This is a genomic window from Rhizobium sp. CB2179, assembly GCF_057653455.1.
Genome location: NZ_CM172781.1, coordinates 4,173,120 through 4,191,268 on the forward strand (window position 1 = coordinate 4,173,120; position 18,149 = coordinate 4,191,268).

The window sequence follows — 18,149 nt, forward strand, 5'->3', positions numbered from 1 at the left end:
CCGGCGGCCGGCTGTTTCCTTTGTTGTGCCTCGATCAAGGCTTCGGCGCATCCGGATTGGCCTTCAGCCCGACCACCATGTAGCGAATGTTCGACCAGTTCGGACCCGAGGCCGAATAGGGATTGTCAGCGCTCGGATAGTTGGTCCAGTAGGTCGTATCGAGCGGTGCGAACTTGTTGTAGGCCATCAGCGGGATCATCGGCATTTCCTCGACGGCAAGCTTCAGGAAGTCCTGGCCGAGCTTGGCGACATCGGGCGAATCGAAGGCGATCGACCGATTGCGCTCGATCAACTGGTCGAGACGCGGATCCTGCCAGCGCTGCAGATTGCGCGGCGGCTGGATCTGCCCGACCGGCTTGATGAACTCCGAATGATAGCTGTCGAGGAAGAAGGAGAGGTCGGGATGACCGCCCCAGGTCTCGATGCTCCAGTAGATCGCCGTCTCGAAATCGCCGGTGCTGAGGCGCTGGCCATTGGTCGGGCCGGCGACATCGACCTTGGTGGCGATGCCGGCTTGCGACCATTGCTGGGCGATCACCGTGCCGGCGCGGGCAAGCGTCGGGATGGCATCGCCTTCCACCTGCAGGCGGATCGTAAAGGGCGTGCCGTCAGGCTTCACCCACTGGCGGCCGCTTTTCTTGAAACCAGCCTTCTGCAGCAGCTCGGTTGCAGCCTGAACGTCCTTCTTCCACCAGCCGAAGCCGAATGTACGCTGCAGCTTGGCCGGATCGGTCGGGATCTGATCGGCCCATTGGCTGCGCACCATATTGGCGATCTGCGCCGAGATGTTGGGATCGTAGGGCTTGATCTTGCGGGATCCGGTGTCGAGCTCGAAATTCGTCAGCCAGTCCTGCATCGGTGCGTAATAGTCGTCCGGGGCGGAACCCGTCGGCGGCGTGGCAAGGGCGGCGATATTGGCCGCGCCGCGGTAGGAGCCGAGCGCCACTTCGCGGATATCGATCAGTAGAGCGAGAGCCCAGCGCACGTCTTTATTGTCGAAGGGCGCCTTCTTCGTATTGAAGAGAACGGAAGGCAGCGTCGGGTCCGGATGTGCGAAAGGAAAGCCCTTCAGCCAGGAGGCCGTGCTCTTGCTGTCGCGCATGATCGAGAACATGCCCTCTGGCGCCATGTCGTTGATGACGTCGAGATTGTGGTTGCGCTGTTCGATGACGCGCGCTTCCGGATTGCCGGCGGCCCGATAGACGACGTATTTGACCTCAGGCGGTTGTGCCGCAGCCAGGCCGATCGACGTGCGCTGCCAGTCATCACGCAGCTTCCAGATCGTCCAGTTGCCGCCCTTGTCATAGCTCTGCAGCTGGTAGGGCCCGAGCGAAACCGGCGGATTATTATTGAAGGACAGCGGATCGGCGGCCTTCTCGAAGACGTGCTTCGGCATGATCCAGGCGGCATTCCAACGCACCGTGAACAGCGTGTGGAAGCGCGAGTTCGGCTTCTTCAGATGAAAGACGACGGTCTGCGGATCAGGATTTTCGATACTCGCGACATTGACGGTGAAGGGCGCGCTCCAGGCCATGCCGGGATGGTCGATCTGCGTCTGCACGGTATAGACCACGTCGTCGCTGGTAAATTCGACACCGTCGCTCCAGAAGATCCCCTTGCGCAGCTTTACCGTCATCTCGGTGAAATCGGCGTTGTAGCTCGGCGGTTCGCTGGCAAGCGCATTCTGCCAGGCATCCTTGCCGCCCTCGGGATTGATGAACCACAGCGTATCGGTGGTCAGCTGCTGCAGGCCGTTGAGGTTTGCCGCCGCCCCGCCGCCCGGAGCCCAGACGTTGAACCAGTCGGCATTCTGCTGCGGCGTGCCCTGGATGATCAGCGTTTCGTTGCGCGGTATGCCGGCAATGAAATCCTGCGCAAATGCCGGAAGGGCCATGAGCGACAATAAGGCAAAGGCTGCATATTTACGGAACTTCATCGGATGTTCCTCCTCCTCAACTCGCCGCGGCGAGCGCTTCCCGTAATCAATTGACGATGGCGTCCAGCGAACCCCTGCCTGCGCGTGCCGTAGGGCACATGCACTCCTCGGCGGCGGGTGAACTCACGCCGTAGTTATCGACAATTTTTTGAGAAACGGCAACTAATAATTTTGCTTGTCATAAAAAATAGCGCATTTTCAGGCATTTTTGGCGCAGGGCAGCGATGTGCTTTTTTATATTATTGACAAAGTGAGCGTTTGGCTTAGCTTTTGCGGCGAGCGCGGCGCCCTCCCAAGAGGCCGCACTTCATCACCAGACAGGTCGGCTGCTTTCGGGAGGAGGCTTTGGCATGACCGTTCAAGAGGACACCAGAATGAGCAGCCCCTATGACGTGACAATCTCCGTTCACGCCAACCGGCCAACCGGCAAATACCAACCTTTGTGGAACTGGTTCGGCTACGACGAGCCGAACTACACCTACTCCCCGCACGGCAGGAAGCTGCTGAAGGAACTCACCGAGCTGAGCCCGGAGCCGCCCCGCATCCGTGCGCACAATCTTCTGACCAGCGGCGACGGCCTGCCTGCCCTCAAATGGGGTTCGACCAATGCCTATACCGAGGATGCGAACGGCAATCCGGTCTATGATTGGACGATCATCGACAAGATCTTCGACACCTATGTCGAAGCCGGCAACATTCCGCTCATCCAGATCGGCTTCACGCCGGAGACGCTCTCCGATTTCGACGGCCCTTATCGCCACCAATGGGAGCCGGCCGACAAATACGCGACGATCACCACCGGCTGGACGGCCCCGCCGACGGACCTGAAGAAATGGGGCGACCTGATCGAAGCATGGGCACGGCATCTTGCCGAGAGATATGGCGAGGACGTCGTTTCAAGCTGGCCGTGGGAAGTGTGGAACGAGCCGGACGGCCACTACTGGACCGGCACCATCCCGCAATTCTGCGAAATGTATGATGTCAGCGCCAAGGCCCTGAAGCGTGCCTTGCCCAATGCCCGCGTCGGCGGCCCGCACACCTGCGGCGCCTTTGCCAATGAAAAGGCCCAGACCTTTCTGCGCGCCTTCCTCAGGCACGTGGTCGAGAACAAGTCGCCGATCGATTTCCTCGCCTTCCACGCCAAGGGCAATCCTGTGATCTACGAGGGTCACGTGCGGATGGGCCTGCACAAGCAGCTCCGCGACATCGAGACGAACCTTGCCATCATCAATGAGTTTCCGGAACTCCGGCACCTGCCTGTGGTGATCGGCGAATCCGATCCGGAAGGCTGTGCGGCCTGCTCCGCACGCGTCCATCCCCAGAACGGCTATCGCAACGGTCCGCTTTACGGCGTCTATGTGGTCGAGAGTATGATCCGCACTTACGAGCTTGCAAGACGCGCCAACATCCACATCGAAGGCGCGGTGACCTGGGCCTTCCTCTTCGACGACCAGCCCTATTTCGACGGCTTCCGCGATCTTGCCACCAATGGCGTCGATAAGGCTGTTCTCAACAGCTTCCGCATGCTCGGCAAACTCGGCGGTGAATGGCTGGAATCGGAAAGCGATTATCGCCGCGACATCGAAGATATCATGAGCCATGGCGTTCGCGGCAAGCCCGATGTCAACGTCGTGGCAACCCGCGACGACAAGGGCGTTTCCATTCTCGTCTGGCACTACCACGACGATGATGAAGCCGGGCCGTCCGCCAATATCACGGTCAATCTCGACGGCTGGGACGGCAAGTCCGCCTCGCTCAAGCATTTCAGGATGGACGAGGAGCATTCCAACGCTTTCGGCGTCTGGAAGGCGATGGGCAAGCCGCAGAATCCGACCGGCGAAGACTATGCCAGGCTGGAAGCCTCGGGAAAACTCGCCGAGATCGACGGTCAGGCATCGGTCAAGGTCGACGACGGTAAGATCGGGCTCAAGGTCTCCCTACCGCGTCAAGGCGTGTCTCTCCTGCGTCTCGATTGGTGAGCCGGTAGGCGAAGGGAGCGCAATCGAAAGATTGCGCTCCCATTAAACGGCCCGGTCAATTCTCGCTGACATAGGCAAGATAACGTTTCTTGCTCGGCTGCAGATGGTCGACGCAGAGCTGGGCGAGAACCCAGTTATCCCCGCCACGCAGCATCTCGATCATCAGCCGGTGATGCTCATGCGAGATGCGCAACGATTCCTTGCTCGACATCGAATTGGCACGCACCGGCAGGCTGAGCCGCATATAGAGCTCGATCGATTGCACCAGATGCGCATTGCCGCAGGCGCTAAAGAGCGTCAGGTGGAATTTGTCATTGGCCTCGTGCACACCCCTGAGATAGCCGGATTCGATGTGGCGGCCATGCTCCTCGTGCAGCGCCAGAAGCTCCTCGATCAACGCCTCTGGGGCCGGCAGCCTTATCCACAGCGCTGCCTGCCGTTGCAGCAATTCCCGAACGTCGTAGATTTCCTGGACCTGGCGAGCCGTCAGCGAACGGACCGTCGCCCCCTTGTTGCGCTCCCGAACGACGATGCCCATCGTCTCGAGCTGCACGATCGCCTGCCGGGCGAAATGGCGCGTGACATGAAAGCGGGCAAGGAGCGTGTCTTCGGTCAGGCGGGTTCCGGGCGCAAGCCGCCCGAAAATGATGTCTTCCTCCAGCGCGCGGGCAATACTTAAATCATCATGCTCGATGCCGTCTTCGCGGCTTTCGTTGAGCGTCTGCAAATGTCATCTCCTCTGAAGCATAACCCCGAAAATCGAAGTCGATTTTCGGAAAAGGATTATGCGCCAATTTAATGTGATAGAGCGTCCTTAGCGCGTCCTGTCGGACGCGCGGCGCTCTAACGGCGGGCCATGTTACAGTGGATTGCGTTCCGGGTCGAACCGGCTCAGGCGATAGATATCCTCGACAAGGGCAAGCGTCTTGATGTTGTCGTCCGGCGATGTCTCCATCGCCACCTTTCCATTGAGGCTGTCGAGGAAATGCGCAATGGTCGCGTCATAGGCGCCCTGGTAGGTCTCGTCAGGATCGAAGCTTTCCCGGCGCTGCTGCGCACCCTCGGCCGAGAGCAGATTGCCGTTCAGTTCGAGCGTGCCGCGCGACCCGAAGATGCGTAGGTGATCGCGCGGCGACGGCGGCGCGCCATGCACGGCGAGATTGGCGTTGACGGTGACGAGAACGCCATCGCTCGTCCGGCGCAGGACGACGCTTGCGACATCCTCCGCGACGATATCGCGATTGCTCCTCTCAAGCCGTGCACTGACCACCTCCAACTCGCCCAGAAGATATCTCAGCGCATCGAGATGATGGATCATGACCTCCATGACCAGCAATCGCTGCTGGGTCCGGAAGAACGGCTGGCGCACCAGCGCCGGTCGCTTTCCCTCCGCATCCGCGATCATGCCGCTGGACAGGAATTCGAACTGCACCTGCCGGATCTCGCCGGCAAGCTCCTCGTCAATCCACGCCTTCAGCCGCCGATAATAGGCGCGGAACCGCCAGTTCTCGTGGATCATCAGCCTGCCCCTGCCGGAAAGGCCTTCCAGCAGGTCGATCGCCTCGCCGTAAGAGGGCGCGAGCGGCTTCTGGCAGATGATGTCGAGGCCCTTTGCTGCCGCCAGCCGAACCAGTTCGACATGGAACTCCCGCGGCGCGCAGATATCAACGGCATCGAGCTGCTCGGCATCCAGCATCGCCTGCGCGCTCGCATAGCTGCGCGCGATATCGAAGGCGGCAAGCCGGGCTTCAACGGCGCTCAGCGACGGGTCGGCAATCGCCACGACCTCGGCTCTTTTCGATTGCCGCATCCATGCAGGCAGATGGTAGGCACTGACCCAGCCGGCACCGATAATGCCGATACGCCGTCGTTCCGTTCCCATCATCGCGCTTCCTCTGCATTCAATCCTATTTTATCAATAATCTATCCTGCTTCCTCACAAAAGCCAATCATCTGATTGCTGAACGAAAGCGCGAATTGCGGAGATTCCCATTGTATTTTATGGTGATCGCCGCAGAAATCCAAAAATACGATACAGTGACACCATCTTATTTATTGACAATCCTCCGTATCCCTCTACCCTGACGCCACGGCCATGGATCAATTTGGCGAGGGAGGAACAGCTTTGTCCAACGGTCTTCGCCGCAAGCTGACGAGTTATGGCGATCAGGGATTCTCCCTTTTCCTGCGCAAAGCATTCATCAAGGCCATGGGTTATTCGGACGATGCGCTCAACCGTCCGATCGTCGGCATCGCCAATACCTACAGTGATTTCAATCCCTGTCACGGCAATGTGCCGCAACTCATCGAGGCAACCAAGCGCGGCGTGATGCTGACGGGTGCATTGCCCATGGTGTTTCCGACGATCTCGATCCACGAGAGCTTTGCCTCGCCGACCTCGATGTATCTGCGCAATCTGATGGCGATGGAAACGGAAGAGATGATCCGCGCCCAGCCGATGGATGCCGTCGTCCTGATCGGCGGCTGCGACAAGACCCTGCCGGCCCAGATCATGGCCGCCGCAAGCAGCGAGATACCGGCGATCTTCCTGCCCACCGGCCCGATGGCCGTCGGCCACCACAAGGGCGAACGGCTTGGCGCCTGTACGGATTGTCGCCGTTTCTGGGGGCGCTACCGCGCCGGAGAGATCGACGAGGCCGAGATCGCCGAGGTTAACAACAAGCTGGCCAGCTCGATCGGCACCTGCACGGTGATGGGCACGGCGAGCACCATGGCGAACCTGACCGAAGTCATGGGTCTCTGCCTTCCCCGCGCCGGTTCGGCGCCCGCCGTCGAATCCGAACGGGTTCGCCTTGCCGAGGAGACGGGCCGTGTCGCTGCGGGTCTCGCCATGGATGAGGCCGCGCCGACGGTGCGCGATATCCTGACGCCGCAGGCAGTCCGCAACGGCCTCGTCGCGCTTCAGGCGATGGGCGGCTCGACCAATGCCGTCGTCCACCTTGCCGCAATCACCGGCCGCCTCGGCCTGCGCCTCGACATGGCCGAGCTGGACCGGCTGGGCCGGAGCATTCCCCTGCTCGTCGACCTGCAGCCCTCCGGCCAGCATTATATGGAGCAGTTCCACGAGGCTGGCGGCGTCCCGGCTCTGTTGAAGGCGGTGCGCCATGAAATCGACGGCAGCGCCCCGACGGTCTACGGCAAAACGATCGGCGAAATCATCGACGCTGTCGTCGACGAGCCGGGCCAGACCATCATCCGCACCGTCGAGAAACCGTTGAAGCCGATCGGAACGATCGCCGTCCTGCACGGCAATCTTGCGCCGCGTGGCGCCGTCATCAAACAATCCGCAGCCTCCAAGGATCTGCTCCAGCATATCGGCCGCGCCGTGGTCTTCGATTCCGTCGAGGATATGACGCTGCGCATCGACAGCGACGATCTCGACGTCCATGCCGATGACATCCTGGTTCTGCGCAATGCCGGGCCAAAAGGTGCGCCCGGCATGCCGGAAGCCGGCTATCTACCCATCCCGCGCAAGCTCGCGCGGCAGGGCGTGAAGGACATGGTGCGGATTTCCGATGCCCGCATGAGCGGCACGGCCTTCGGCACGATCATCCTCCATATCGCGCCTGAAGCCGCCGATGGCGGCCCTCTGGCGATCGTCCGCACCGGCGATCGCATTCGCCTCGACGTCGAGGGCAGGCGCATCGACCTTGACATCGACCAGACGGAATTCGATCGCCGCATGCTTGATGTCGTCAACCGGCCCTCCCCGGCCCCGGCGCGCGGCTATGCCAGGCTCTATCAGGAGCGCGTGCTCCAGGCTGACGAAGGCGCCGACTTCGACTTCCTGCAAAGCGAGGAGTTCGACGCGCGATGAGCGCCGCTGATATCGAGGCACCGCTTTGCCTGCCCCACCGGCCGCTGACGCGGCTGCCTCGGGCGGCACTGCCGCAAGGCACGGTCGACACGCATTTCCACGTCTTTCGCACCGGCGCTCCGCTCAACACCCCACGCAGCTACACGCCTGACATCGCGACGATTTCCGACTGGATCGAATTCTCCGGCAGCCTTGGCATTGTCAGAGGCATATTGGTGCAGCCAAGCGTCTATGGCCGCGACAACAGGGTGTTGCTGGAGGCGCTTGCCGCCTATCCAGATCGTCTGCGCGGCGTCGTCGTCATCGATCCCGAAACTACAGAAACCGAGATAGAGCGGCTCGACCGGCTCGGCGTGCGCGGCGTGCGGATCAATACGCGCAACAAGGGCGGCCTCCCGCTCGCCGCCGCCAGGACACTGGCGGAGAGTATTGCCCCTCTCGGCTGGTCGCTGCAATTGCAGATCAATCCCGAACAACTTTCCGATATTGCAGCAACGCTGTCCGGCATCCGCCTGCCCATCGTCATCGATCATCTCGGCTTCATTCCGCTTGCCAGAGAGACGAGATCATTGCATGTCGATGCGCTGAAAAGACTGATGGACAGAGCCGAGGCCTACGTCAAAGTAACCGCGCCCTATCGTCTGACGAAGGACGTGAATTACGACGGTTTTGCCGAGGTCGGCCGCGCCCTTGCCACCAGCCATGCGGAAAGGCTGCTCTGGGGCAGCGATTGGCCGCACACCGAATTGTGGGACGGCATGCCCGATGACACTGAGCTAGTAGAGACCATGCAGGCCACCATCGACGACCCCGCGGTTGCTGAAAAGATTTTTGTTCGAAATGCCGAAGCGCTGTTCTTCGGCCGCTGAATTGGAGAGCACCAATGGCCAGACTGACTGAAGATGCCAAGGGCGTCTATGTGATCGCCGTAACCCCCTTCACCGATGACGGCGCGCTCGATCTCGCCAGCATCGACAGCATGGTCGATTTCTACGAAGGTGCCGGTGTCACCGGCCTGACGGTGCTTGGTCAGCTCGGCGAGGCCCCGAAGCTGACTGCCGAGGAATCGCGGATAGTCGTCGAAAGGGTGCTGAAGCGACTCGATGGCCGCCTCCCCGTCGTCGTCGGCGTTTCGGCGCCAGGGCTTGCGCCGATGAGCGAGCTCGCCGAAGCCGTCATGGGTGAGGGTGCCGCCGGTGTCATGGTCGCGCCACCCTGGACCGTCAAGACCGACGATCAGGCTTTCGCCTTCTACCAGTCGGTCGGCGAGGCCCTGGGCGATACGCCCTTCGTGCTGCAGGATTATCCGCTCACCACCAATGTGACGATTGCGCCCAAGGTCATCGAGCGCATCGTCAACGAGGTGCCAAACTGCGTCATGCTCAAGCATGAGGATTGGCCGGGTCTTTCGAAAATCTCGGCACTTCGCGCCGCCAGCGACAAGGGCGCCATGCGGCGTATCTCCATCCTGTGCGGCAATGGCGGGCTTTTCCTGCCCGAAGAAATGGGCCGCGGCGCCGATGGCGCCATGACCGGCTTTTGTTATCCCGAGATGATGGTTGGTGTCGTCGAGGCCTATGCCGCCGGAAATCCCGATCGCGCCCATGCGATCTTCGATGCCTATCTCCCGCTCGCCCGCTACGAACAGCAGCAGGGCATCGGTCTTGCCTCGCGCAAATATGTGCTTGCCAAGCGCGGTGTGATCAAGTCCGCCACCCTGCGCAAGCCGGGCGCCAAGCTCTCGGCGCTTGATATTGCCGATGTCGAGCGGCTGCTGGCGCGCCAGGCCATCCGCCTCAAGGAGATCGGGGCGTAGCACACCGGCGCAAATGCAAAGCCGCTGGATCATCGCTATGGCGCTGCAGCGCGAGCAGATGCGTATATCCATCTCGTCCGTGGGGTTGAAACCCGAGCGACTCCCAGAACTTCGCTGCACCATCGTTTCCCGCATGAACGGTGACGACAGTGCAGAAGGAACGCGCATGATCGACCAGAGCCAGGGCAAGCATCCGGCCGATGCCGCGCCCGCGCATTGCCGGACGAATGTAGAAACGCCGCATCCGCAACGCTCCTGACATGGCGGTGTCGACAGTCATGCCGCCGATGCCGACGAGCGCGTCGTCGACATAGGCGCCAAGCAACCTTTCGCCGTCACGTTCGAACCTGACGGCGCCGGCCGACCATTCGTCGATAAGGCGGGCGACATGGCGATGGCCCTCCCACCGGGCCTCGCTTTCAAGATCTGCGATCTCCTGCGGCAATCGATCGCGGAGCCTCAGGATATCAATTGTCATGGCAATGCCGGTGGTTAGATTGCAGGAACCGGAATCTCGCGGCGCATCGCCGCAACCGGCAGACCGACCGGCGCGAAACTCGCGTCACCATCTCTAGCCATGTCCTGCACCGTATGTTTCTCCAGCGCCTTGGTCACTTCATTGAGGTCGCCGTCCAGCTGTTCGGCCGGAATGAGATTGCCGATGACGAAATCGAAGCGGTCGCCGCGTTTGTTCAACAATTCGTGGAACACGGTCATGTCGCGAAGCTCGGTAGACCATTTCGCCAGCCAGTAGAACAGGCCGGAATTGCGTGCCGTCATATGAACGGGAAGGATCGGCAGATTGTATTTGCGCGCCAACCCGACGGCCGAGGTCTTCCACGGACGTTCATTCAGCCGGCCGTTCGCCCAATAGGCGATACGGCCTGAGGGAAAGAGCACTGTCGCCTTGCCTTCCTTCACCGCATGGTTGGTCAGCTGCAGCGTTTCGCGCGCTTTCAGCTTGCTCTTATGCTCCTCCCGCCATTCGACGGGAATGATCATCTCGGCAAAGCGCGGATTGACGCGGATGGCATCGCGATTGGCAAAGAACATCATGTCCGGCCGGCGCGTTTTCAAGAGATCGAACACGGCAACGCCGTCGGCAATTCCGGTCGGATGGTTGCTGACGAGGATGAAGCCGCCGGTATCGGGAATGCGTTCACCATTGGTGATGCCGATGTCGAGCCTCAGCACATCGCTCAGATATTCGAACGACTGGAAGCCCGGCATTTTGGCGACCGCATTGGCGAATTCGAGCGCCTTGTTATAGCGCAGCAGCGTGTAGAGGAACGGCCGCATAACCGGCCAGAGCGGATTTTTCACGATCCTCTGGCCGCGTTCGGCAATCAGCGTATCGACGATATGACCGGGCTTTCCCTGTGAAACGAGAGCGATCGCTTCCGCGAGCTGTCCGAAAGCCGTCATGGAATCGCGCCGTGCCATGAAAGATCCTGTCTATGGGGTATAAGCTATCGCAATAGAATATGATCGAAGGATGACAAAGGCTTGGCCGGCATTAGCAATTCCATAACTGTTCCTGCTCCAAATTGGCGGACTTGAAGGCAAAATCAAGGCCCGCAACGTGAACGAACTGCTTGTTATCGCCGATCCGCGCCTGATGACGGAACGGGCCGCCTGGCTCGAAAACCTCGCCAGTGAGCGCCGTCTTTCCGAGCACACGCTCGACGCTTACGAGCGCGATACCCGCCAGTTTCTGACCTTTCTGACCGGCCATCTCGCCGGCCCGGTGACGCTTGGCGATATCAGGGAGTTGCGCTCCGCCGATTTCCGCGCCTTCCTGGCGGCCCGGCGAAAGCAGGGCTCCGGCGCCCGATCGCTCGGTCGCAATCTCGCCGGTCTTCGCTCGCTGCTGCGCCATCTCGAAAAGAAGGGCTTGGTCAACGCCGCCGGTGCTGCCGCGGTGCGCTCGCCGAAACAGCCGAAATCGCTGCCCAAGCCGCTGTCGGACACCCAGGCGATCACCGTCGTCAGCGACGACGCCCAGCTCCATGACGAACCCTGGATTGCGGCGCGCGATGCGGCGGTTATGACGCTGCTCTACGGCTGCGGCCTGCGCATCTCCGAAGCGCTGGATCTTACTCCCGCCGACCTGCAGAAGGGCGCGACGGTACTCCGCATCACCGGCAAGGGCAACAAGACGCGGCTGGTGCCGCTGCTCTCCGTGGTCTTCGACGCGGTCGAGAAATACCGCACGCTCTGCCCATACCATCTCGAGGCTGGCGAGCCGCTGTTTCGCGGCGCCCGCGGCGGCAAGCTGCAAGCGGCGATCATCCAGCGCACCATGCAGAAGATGCGCAGCGCCTTCGGCCTGCCGGAGACGGCGACACCGCATGCACTGCGCCACTCCTTCGCCACCCATCTGCTTGCCGGCGGCGGCGATCTGCGCACCATCCAGGAATTGCTCGGCCATGCCAGCCTTTCCACAACGCAGGTCTATACCGGCGTCGATGCATCGCGGCTGCTCGAGGTGTATGATCGGGCGCATCCGCGAGCGTAATGGATGTCGCCCAAAAGTGCGCAGCGGTTTTGGGGCAACGACATGCATAAACGATAGGCTTAAAGCGCATCGCATGGATGCGATTGAATGTGAGGCGCTTTAAGCTCTCGTTAAGGCATTCTCTTAAAGGAATATGCGCAAGCCGGGCGTAGAGCATGAAGCCTATAGCATGTGATCGGAACACCCATCATGACGACATCAATCGGCCGCCGGACGTCTTACCTCGCAGTGCCGGCCAATCTGTTGCTCTGGCTGATCGCAGCCTTTCACATGCTGCTTCTTGCCGCCCTGTTTGCCGCCTTCCTGACGGCAAGGCCGGCAGCGGCCGAAGACGTCGCCTGCACCGGCCGCAATCTGATGGTCGAGCTGCAGCAGAACGACCCTGCCCGCTACGCAGAGGCGCTGAAGGAAGCCGACGCCACGCCGAACGGCAAGGGTATCTTCTGGAAGATCGAGAAGCCGGGATTGGCACCCTCGTGGCTGCTCGGCAGCATGCATGTCACCGATCCGCGCGTGCTGGCCCTGCCGCCGCGCGCCCAGGCAGCCCACGATGCCGCCGACACGATCATCATCGAATCCGACGAGATCCTCGATGAGCGGAAGGCGACCGCCGCCCTGCTTGCAAAGCCGGAACTGACGATGTTCACCGACGGCACGACGATCGACAAGCTGCTTTCTCCCGAGGACTACAAGCGTCTCGAAACCGGCCTCAAGCAGCGCGGTATCCCGATCAGCGCCGTTTCCCGGATGCGGCCCTGGATGATTTCCAGCGCCGTCGCCCTGCCGGCCTGCGAAATCGCCCGCAAGGCAAAAGGCGCGCAGTTCCTCGACCAGAAGATCGCCACCGATGCCATTGCTCAGGGCAAACAGGTCAAGGGGCTGGAAACCCTTGCCGAGCAGATCCAGGCCATGGCCGATCTGCCGGTCGAATTCCATCTGAAATCGCTGATCGAGACGCTGGAACTCGGCGACAAGATGAGCGATGTCGTCGAGACGATGACCGACCTCTACCTCTCGGGTGATATCGGCATGACCATGCCGATGCTGAAAACCGTGACACCGGAGGAGGAAGGTGAAAACAGCGATTATGCCGCCTTCGAGCAGCGCGTCATCCTTGACCGCAACAAGGTGATGGCCGAGCGCGCAGCGCCCATCCTCGACAGCGGCAACGTCTTCATGGCCGTCGGTGCCCTGCATCTGCCCGGCAAGGACGGCGTCATCGAACTGCTGCGCCAGCAGGGCTTCACCGTAACAGCTGTAAATTAAGCCTTCAGTGCCAAGATTGACGGAGCGGACATGCTTGGCAAAGTCGGCCTTGTGCACCGGATGGGCGGCGTGAAAACAAGCTCTGGTTCGGGAAGCGAATTAATTTCGCCGGAGATGGAAACTATAAATCGGCCCAACTTTTTGCCGCCACCGCGGAAGCACAAATTGAAAGCTATTCGCAGTTTACGAATGGTCGCGATTCTTGCCGCTTCCGCTATCCCATGCATCGCCACCGCCACCCAGAGTAATCGATTTCCGCTGGGAAAATATTGCGGGGAACTCCTGTCGAACGGCATCATGGCAGAGGCGCAGACAACGTTCGGTCCGAGTGTCACAGACGGCAAGATAAGGGGAAGCTACGTATTCTTCGAGGAGGGGCAGACTGTCACGGGCTTGCTGGCTGAGCCGAGCGACGACGGTGATGGAAATGATTTAACGCGCAATCTCGTTTGGCAAGACAAGTATGGCCACGGGAATCTGGTTATAACCTTCACATCGGATTTCTCCGAATTCCAAGGAAACTGGAGTGACGGAGGGAAGGCGTCTTTTCCATGGAACGGGATGCGTTGCGAACCAACTATAAGCTAAATCAAACTCCCATTTGTGCCACCTCTTCGATTAACGGGCCCAGGCGCATGTGATCGCTTATGCCGCCGGTCAGCCGAGCGTCATGCGGCGCAGAACATTGCTTTTCCAATAGAACTGATGGACGAGGGCGCCGGCGACATGCGCCGCGATCAGCGCCCAGAGAATGATCTTCAGGACATCCGCGTGGAACGAACCGGCGGGATTGATACCGAAATAGTAGGCGGCGATGCCCGAAAGCGGCATCGCGAAGATCAGGATGTAGAGGCCGGCATGGGCAAGCCTCGCTGCAAGACGGAAGATCGCCGGCTCCTGCGCGATCTCATCCGGAACGCCCTTGGTAAAACGCAGCCCGAGCCTGAGGACGGCAAGCAGCAGGATGGCGATGCCGACATAGGCATGGATATTCGCCGACGAAATCTGCTCCGGCGTCGGTACCTGGCCTCTGCGCATCAGCCGATGCCAGATATTCATGCCGTCGGGAAACAGCAGGTTGAAGAAGATCAGCAGCGCCACGGCCCAGTGAAGAAAACGCTGGCTCAGGCTGTAACTCACGATGGACGGCTGTTGCATTTCTGGACCTTTACGAATGCAGAACCCAACGATACGCAAAAACTAAAACAGCCGCCTGCCTTCCGGCAAGCGGCTGTATGCTTTGTTACGAATATGTAAGATTACATATGGATCGGCTTGAAGAAGGTTGCGAGCGCAGCCTCTTTCACCGCTTCCGACATTGTGGGATGCGCGTGGCAGGTACGGCCGAGATCTTCCGACGAACCGCCGAACTCCATCAGCACGGTGATCTCGTGGATCATCTCGCCGGCGCCGAAGCCGACGATATGGCCGCCGAGCACCCGGTCGGTTTCCTTGTCGGCAAGGATCTTGACGAAGCCGTCGGTCGCCAGCATCGCACGCGCCCGGCCGTTCGCCGTGAACGGGAACTTGCCGACCTTGTAGGCGACGCCTGCCGCCTTCAGCTCTTCCTCGGTCTTGCCGACCGAAGCGATTTCCGGCTGGGTGTAGACGACGCTCGGAATGACCTCGTAGTTCACATGGCCATGCTGTCCGGCGAGGATTTCGGCAAGCGCCACGCCCTCGTCTTCCGCCTTGTGCGCCAGCATCGGACCCTTGACCACATCGCCGATCGCATAGATGCCGGCGACATTGGTCTTGTAGTGACCGTCGATCTCGACACGGCCGCGATTGTCGAGCGTAACACCGGCCTCTTCGAGGCCGAGGCCCGCCGTGTATGGCTTGCGTCCGGTGGCAATCAGCACGACCTCGGCGTCGAGCGTCACCTTGTCGCCGCCCTTGACCGGCTCGAAAGTGACCTTGGCGCCCTTGTCGGCCTTTTCAACGCCGGTGACCTTGGCGCTGAGATTGAAATCGATGCCCTGCTTGGCCAGCATGCGCTGGAATTGCTTGGAGACTTCGCCGTCCATGCCGCCAAGGATGGTGTCGAGATATTCGACGACGGTGACTTTGGCGCCGAGGCGCGACCAGACGGAACCGAGCTCGAGCCCGATGACGCCGCCGCCGACGACGATCAGCGTTTCCGGCACCTTCTCCAGCGCGATGCCGCCGGTGGACGAGATGATGGTCTTTTCATCGATTTCGACCTGGACGCCGGGAATGCCGGCGACATCGGAGCCGGTGGCGATGACGATGTTCTTGCCTTCGATCTCCTGCACCTTGCCATCTTCGGCGGTGACGGAGACCTTGCCGGCCGAGACGATCTTGCCGGTGCCCTGGAAGGTATCGATCTTGTTCTTCTTGAAGAGGAAGGCGACGCCGTCGACATTCGACTTCACCGTCGCATCCTTGTGGGCCATCATATTGCCGAGATTGAGCGTCGGCGCCGCGACATCGATACCGAGCGCGCTCATCCCGTGGCCGGCCTGATGGAACATTTCGGAGGCATGCAGCAGCGCCTTCGACGGAATGCAGCCGACGTTCAGGCAGGTGCCGCCATAGGTCGCCCGCTTTTCAATGACGGCGACCTTGAGGCCAAGCTGGGCCGCCTTGACGGCGCAGACATAGCCGCCCGGGCCGGTTCCGATAATGATCACATCGTAGGACATTGCTTCTTTCCCTTTGGATTTTTCGTTTAATCGGCCGCGCGCGATATCTGGCCGTAGAATTCGAGAATATATTGCAGGCTGTTTTTCGCCCTGTCGTTCTAGCGGCCGCCGCTCACATTGAGGATCGCGCCGGTGATATAGGAAGCCGAAGGTGACAGAAGATAGAGGATCGCATCCGCCACCTCCGTGGGCGTGCCCGCGCGCTGCATCGGGATCGACGGCGCCAGTTCCCGCGGCCGATCCGGCAGGCCGCCGGAGGCATGAAGGTCGGTTTCGATGACGCCGGGCCTTATCGCATTCACACGGATACCCTCGGCTGCGACCTCGCGCGCCAGCCCGACGGTGAACGTGTCGATCGCCGCCTTCGAGGCGGCATAATCGACATACTGCGTCGCCGAACCGAGGATCGCCGCCATCGACGAGATGTTGACGATCGCCCCGCCCTGCCCGCCATGCCGGCTCGACATGCGACGTATGGCCTCTGCGGCGCAGAGTATCGAGCCTGTCACATTGACGCGCAGCATGCGCTCGATCCGCTCCGCCGACATCTCGTCGACGCGCTGGGGATAATCGACGATGCCGGCATTGTTGACGAGCCCGTCGAGCCGGCCGAAATGCCGGTCGACCGTCGTAAACATCGAGACGATATCCGCAGCCTTGCCGACATCCCCCTGGATCGCCACGGCCTCGCCGCCATCCTCGACAATCGCAGCCACGACGGCATCCGCGGCTTGACGGTTGGCGGCGTAGTTCACCGCGACACGCCAGCCCTGGCGTGCCGCGAGCCGTGCAGCCGCGGCGCCGATACCCCGGCTTCCGCCGGTAATGAGAACAACAGGTGTATCGCTCATGTCGCACACTCCTTGAATGTCAGCACGTCCCACGGTGCCACCACGGCCTTGCCCTCGCCCCAGGCGCTGGATTCGCGGATGGCGGGACCAAGGCCGGGAAGCACGAGCTTTTCAGCCGCTTCAGCGCCTTCGGGTTGCAGATTGTCCATCTCGCCCTCGGCATCCATGCCATAGACGGCGCCCTGCCAGACCGTGCAGGCATTGAGATCGGCGCCGGTCGCATCACCCTCGGGGCAGTTGAACATCAGGATGCCGATGGCGCGCACCGGATCTTCCGACGGCATGACATAACCTTCCATCACGACAGGTGTCTTCAGCGCGCTGACCTTGAACTGGTTGCTGGCGGCCGCCGATGGAGAATTCAGCGGTGCAAAGCGCAATTCATAGGCACCATCGCGATCGACATAGACAGCCTGCTCCTGCTTGCATGCGGCACCGAAGGTGGAGGCCGGAACGACGAAAAACGCGGCGGCTGCGATTGCAGCCACGCCTTTCCGTCTCGCCGTGATCCTGATCCTTCCGCTCATTGCAGCTTCGGCTCCCTCCGCCCGTCGGCGTTCTCGACAACGCTGAAATCCGTCAACAGCACCAGCGCACGGCCATCCCTGTCGAGCCCCCAGAAGGCTGGATAGAAACCGTCGCCCCAGCCGCTCCAGAACACCGCGACATTGCCCTTCTTACCGGCGACCGGCCGGTGCAGCCCATAGATGTCCTTGTTGGCTTCCAGGTCCGACGCCAGCACGTCGTCGTAATAGTTGACGTCGGAATCCGGTTTCTGCGCCTGCACCTGCTTTTCGCGCTCTCCGATCAGATCAAGCGTATCGGCGTCCATGTAACAGCCGAGGCCGGCATCGACAGGATAACCGAAGATCTCGCCGTCCTTCAGCGTCGCCGGGTCCTGCCCGGGCAGGACCGCAAGCTCCCAACGATCCGGCTTACCCTCGGCAAACCGCATGCTGGCGGCCGCGACGCGCCCGAAGGCCTGGTAGAGCGTTACCGGATACTCGCCAGGCGCAACCGTTCTTGCGAGTGCCGGACGGTCGGGCTGGGCGAGCGGATCGGCCGCAACGATGCGCCCCGATGTCAGCTCGACATTGCCCATATGGATGACGCCGATCGACCGGCCGGAAAGCTCGGCATCGCTGAGCGCCACCAGGTCGAAATTGCTGCTTGCCTTGCCGATATCCCAGCCGGCAGCCGATGCGGCGACCGGAATATGCGCGGCGGCAGCGCAAAGAAGAAGGCGCGCCGCTCGCATGATCCGGTTCCGCATCGAAAG

General features: G+C 61.1%; 17 protein-coding genes. 7 read left to right on the forward strand and 10 right to left on the reverse strand.

Annotated features, from left to right (window positions below; genetic code table 11):
- Nucleotides 1-34: 34 nt before the first annotated feature.
- Nucleotides 35-1,936 carry an ABC transporter substrate-binding protein gene (locus AC244Q_RS20575; protein WP_017995362.1) on the reverse strand — a complete coding sequence of 634 codons (1,902 nt, stop codon included), beginning with the start codon at nt 1,934-1,936 and terminating at the stop codon, nt 35-37.
- A gap of 350 nt (nt 1,937-2,286) precedes the next feature.
- Here AC244Q_RS20575 and AC244Q_RS20580 point away from each other — a divergent pair, with 350 nt between their 5' ends.
- Entirely contained in the window at nt 2,287-3,915 is a 1,629-nt protein-coding gene (locus AC244Q_RS20580; protein ID WP_128406579.1) for a GH39 family glycosyl hydrolase, read from the forward strand.
- A 55-nt stretch (nt 3,916-3,970) separates the two neighbouring features.
- Here the strand turns inward: AC244Q_RS20580 and AC244Q_RS20585 are convergent, their stop codons facing one another.
- A complete protein-coding gene (locus tag AC244Q_RS20585) occupies nt 3,971-4,642 on the reverse strand; it encodes a GntR family transcriptional regulator (protein WP_113547563.1) in 672 nt (223 codons plus the stop codon).
- Nucleotides 4,643-4,774: 132 nt separating this feature from the next.
- The gene (locus AC244Q_RS20590) at nt 4,775-5,800 is read right to left on the reverse strand and encodes a Gfo/Idh/MocA family protein (RefSeq protein WP_113547564.1); all 1,026 of its coding nucleotides are present in this window, start codon (nt 5,798-5,800) and stop codon (nt 4,775-4,777) included.
- 240 nt (nt 5,801-6,040) lie between these two features.
- Here AC244Q_RS20590 and AC244Q_RS20595 point away from each other — a divergent pair, with 240 nt between their 5' ends.
- Genes AC244Q_RS20595 through AC244Q_RS20605 form a run of 3 tightly spaced genes read left to right on the forward strand, consistent with a single transcriptional unit; the run spans nt 6,041 to nt 9,569 of the window.
- On the forward strand, nt 6,041-7,753 hold the full coding sequence (locus AC244Q_RS20595) for an IlvD/Edd family dehydratase (RefSeq protein ID WP_128406578.1): 1,713 nt from the start codon (nt 6,041-6,043) through the stop codon (nt 7,751-7,753).
- The gene (locus AC244Q_RS20600) at nt 7,750-8,622 is read left to right on the forward strand and encodes an amidohydrolase family protein (protein ID WP_012759262.1); all 873 of its coding nucleotides are present in this window, start codon (nt 7,750-7,752) and stop codon (nt 8,620-8,622) included. The genes AC244Q_RS20595 and AC244Q_RS20600 overlap by 4 nt, the downstream gene beginning before the upstream one ends.
- Nucleotides 8,623-8,636: 14 nt before the next feature.
- Nucleotides 8,637-9,569 (forward strand): dihydrodipicolinate synthase family protein, encoded by a 933-nt coding sequence (locus tag AC244Q_RS20605; protein ID WP_017995365.1) that lies wholly within the window; start codon nt 8,637-8,639, stop codon nt 9,567-9,569.
- Here the strand turns inward: AC244Q_RS20605 and AC244Q_RS20610 are convergent.
- Nucleotides 9,550-10,047, reverse strand: coding sequence for a GNAT family N-acetyltransferase (locus AC244Q_RS20610; RefSeq protein WP_017995366.1), 498 nt, complete (start codon nt 10,045-10,047; stop codon nt 9,550-9,552). The genes AC244Q_RS20605 and AC244Q_RS20610 overlap by 20 nt on opposite strands.
- 14 nt (nt 10,048-10,061) lie before the next feature.
- Nucleotides 10,062-11,012: a GNAT family N-acetyltransferase gene (locus AC244Q_RS20615; RefSeq protein ID WP_017995367.1), complete on the reverse strand. Its 951-nt coding sequence runs from the start codon at nt 11,010-11,012 to the stop codon at nt 10,062-10,064.
- Nucleotides 11,013-11,151: 139 nt separating this feature from the next.
- Here AC244Q_RS20615 and AC244Q_RS20620 point away from each other — a divergent pair, with 139 nt between their 5' ends.
- The 3 genes from AC244Q_RS20620 to AC244Q_RS20630 all read left to right on the forward strand — a co-directional run bounded on the left by AC244Q_RS20620 (nt 11,152) and on the right by AC244Q_RS20630 (nt 13,941).
- On the forward strand, nt 11,152-12,087 hold the full coding sequence (locus tag AC244Q_RS20620) for a tyrosine recombinase XerC (protein WP_017995368.1): 936 nt from the start codon (nt 11,152-11,154) through the stop codon (nt 12,085-12,087).
- A gap of 189 nt (nt 12,088-12,276) precedes the next feature.
- Entirely contained in the window at nt 12,277-13,353 is a 1,077-nt protein-coding gene (locus AC244Q_RS20625) for a TraB/GumN family protein (protein ID WP_017995369.1), read from the forward strand.
- A gap of 30 nt (nt 13,354-13,383) precedes the next feature.
- Nucleotides 13,384-13,941: a hypothetical protein gene (locus AC244Q_RS20630; protein ID WP_012759268.1), complete on the forward strand. Its 558-nt coding sequence runs from the start codon at nt 13,384-13,386 to the stop codon at nt 13,939-13,941.
- Between the two features lie 69 nt (nt 13,942-14,010).
- Here the strand turns inward: AC244Q_RS20630 and AC244Q_RS20635 are convergent, their stop codons facing one another.
- The 5 genes from AC244Q_RS20635 to AC244Q_RS20655 form a co-directional block, all read right to left on the reverse strand.
- On the reverse strand, nt 14,011-14,511 hold the full coding sequence (locus AC244Q_RS20635) for a cytochrome b (RefSeq protein WP_113547567.1): 501 nt from the start codon (nt 14,509-14,511) through the stop codon (nt 14,011-14,013).
- Between the two features lie 101 nt (nt 14,512-14,612).
- Entirely contained in the window at nt 14,613-16,019 is a 1,407-nt protein-coding gene (lpdA, locus tag AC244Q_RS20640) for a dihydrolipoyl dehydrogenase (RefSeq protein WP_113547568.1), read from the reverse strand.
- 98 nt (nt 16,020-16,117) lie between these two features.
- Nucleotides 16,118-16,870 (reverse strand): SDR family oxidoreductase, encoded by a 753-nt coding sequence (locus tag AC244Q_RS20645; protein WP_113547569.1) that lies wholly within the window; start codon nt 16,868-16,870, stop codon nt 16,118-16,120.
- Nucleotides 16,867-17,397, reverse strand: a complete 531-nt coding sequence (locus AC244Q_RS20650; protein WP_012759272.1) for a hypothetical protein — start codon at nt 17,395-17,397, stop codon at nt 16,867-16,869. The genes AC244Q_RS20645 and AC244Q_RS20650 overlap by 4 nt, the downstream gene beginning before the upstream one ends.
- The gene (locus tag AC244Q_RS20655) at nt 17,394-18,143 is read right to left on the reverse strand and encodes a DUF4241 domain-containing protein (protein WP_113547570.1); all 750 of its coding nucleotides are present in this window, start codon (nt 18,141-18,143) and stop codon (nt 17,394-17,396) included. The genes AC244Q_RS20650 and AC244Q_RS20655 overlap by 4 nt, the downstream gene beginning before the upstream one ends.
- Nucleotides 18,144-18,149: the final 6 nt, after the last annotated feature.

Coding starts and splice junctions, on each gene's coding strand:
- AC244Q_RS20605 (WP_017995365.1), top strand. CDS start 8,637: ATGGCCAGACTGACTGAAGATGCCAAGGGCGTCTATGTGATCGCCGTA.
- AC244Q_RS20615 (WP_017995367.1), bottom strand. CDS start 11,012: ATGGCACGGCGCGATTCCATGACGGCTTTCGGACAGCTCGCGGAAGCG.
- AC244Q_RS20575 (WP_017995362.1), bottom strand. CDS start 1,936: ATGAAGTTCCGTAAATATGCAGCCTTTGCCTTATTGTCGCTCATGGCC.
- AC244Q_RS20635 (WP_113547567.1), bottom strand. CDS start 14,511: ATGCAACAGCCGTCCATCGTGAGTTACAGCCTGAGCCAGCGTTTTCTT.
- lpdA (WP_113547568.1), bottom strand. CDS start 16,019: ATGTCCTACGATGTGATCATTATCGGAACCGGCCCGGGCGGCTATGTC.
- AC244Q_RS20630 (WP_012759268.1), top strand. CDS start 13,384: ATGCTTGGCAAAGTCGGCCTTGTGCACCGGATGGGCGGCGTGAAAACA.
- AC244Q_RS20655 (WP_113547570.1), bottom strand. CDS start 18,143: ATGCGGAACCGGATCATGCGAGCGGCGCGCCTTCTTCTTTGCGCTGCC.
- AC244Q_RS20650 (WP_012759272.1), bottom strand. CDS start 17,397: ATGAGCGGAAGGATCAGGATCACGGCGAGACGGAAAGGCGTGGCTGCA.
- AC244Q_RS20580 (WP_128406579.1), top strand. CDS start 2,287: ATGACCGTTCAAGAGGACACCAGAATGAGCAGCCCCTATGACGTGACA.
- AC244Q_RS20610 (WP_017995366.1), bottom strand. CDS start 10,047: ATGACAATTGATATCCTGAGGCTCCGCGATCGATTGCCGCAGGAGATC.
- AC244Q_RS20625 (WP_017995369.1), top strand. CDS start 12,277: ATGACGACATCAATCGGCCGCCGGACGTCTTACCTCGCAGTGCCGGCC.
- AC244Q_RS20645 (WP_113547569.1), bottom strand. CDS start 16,870: ATGAGCGATACACCTGTTGTTCTCATTACCGGCGGAAGCCGGGGTATC.
- AC244Q_RS20600 (WP_012759262.1), top strand. CDS start 7,750: ATGAGCGCCGCTGATATCGAGGCACCGCTTTGCCTGCCCCACCGGCCG.
- AC244Q_RS20590 (WP_113547564.1), bottom strand. CDS start 5,800: ATGATGGGAACGGAACGACGGCGTATCGGCATTATCGGTGCCGGCTGG.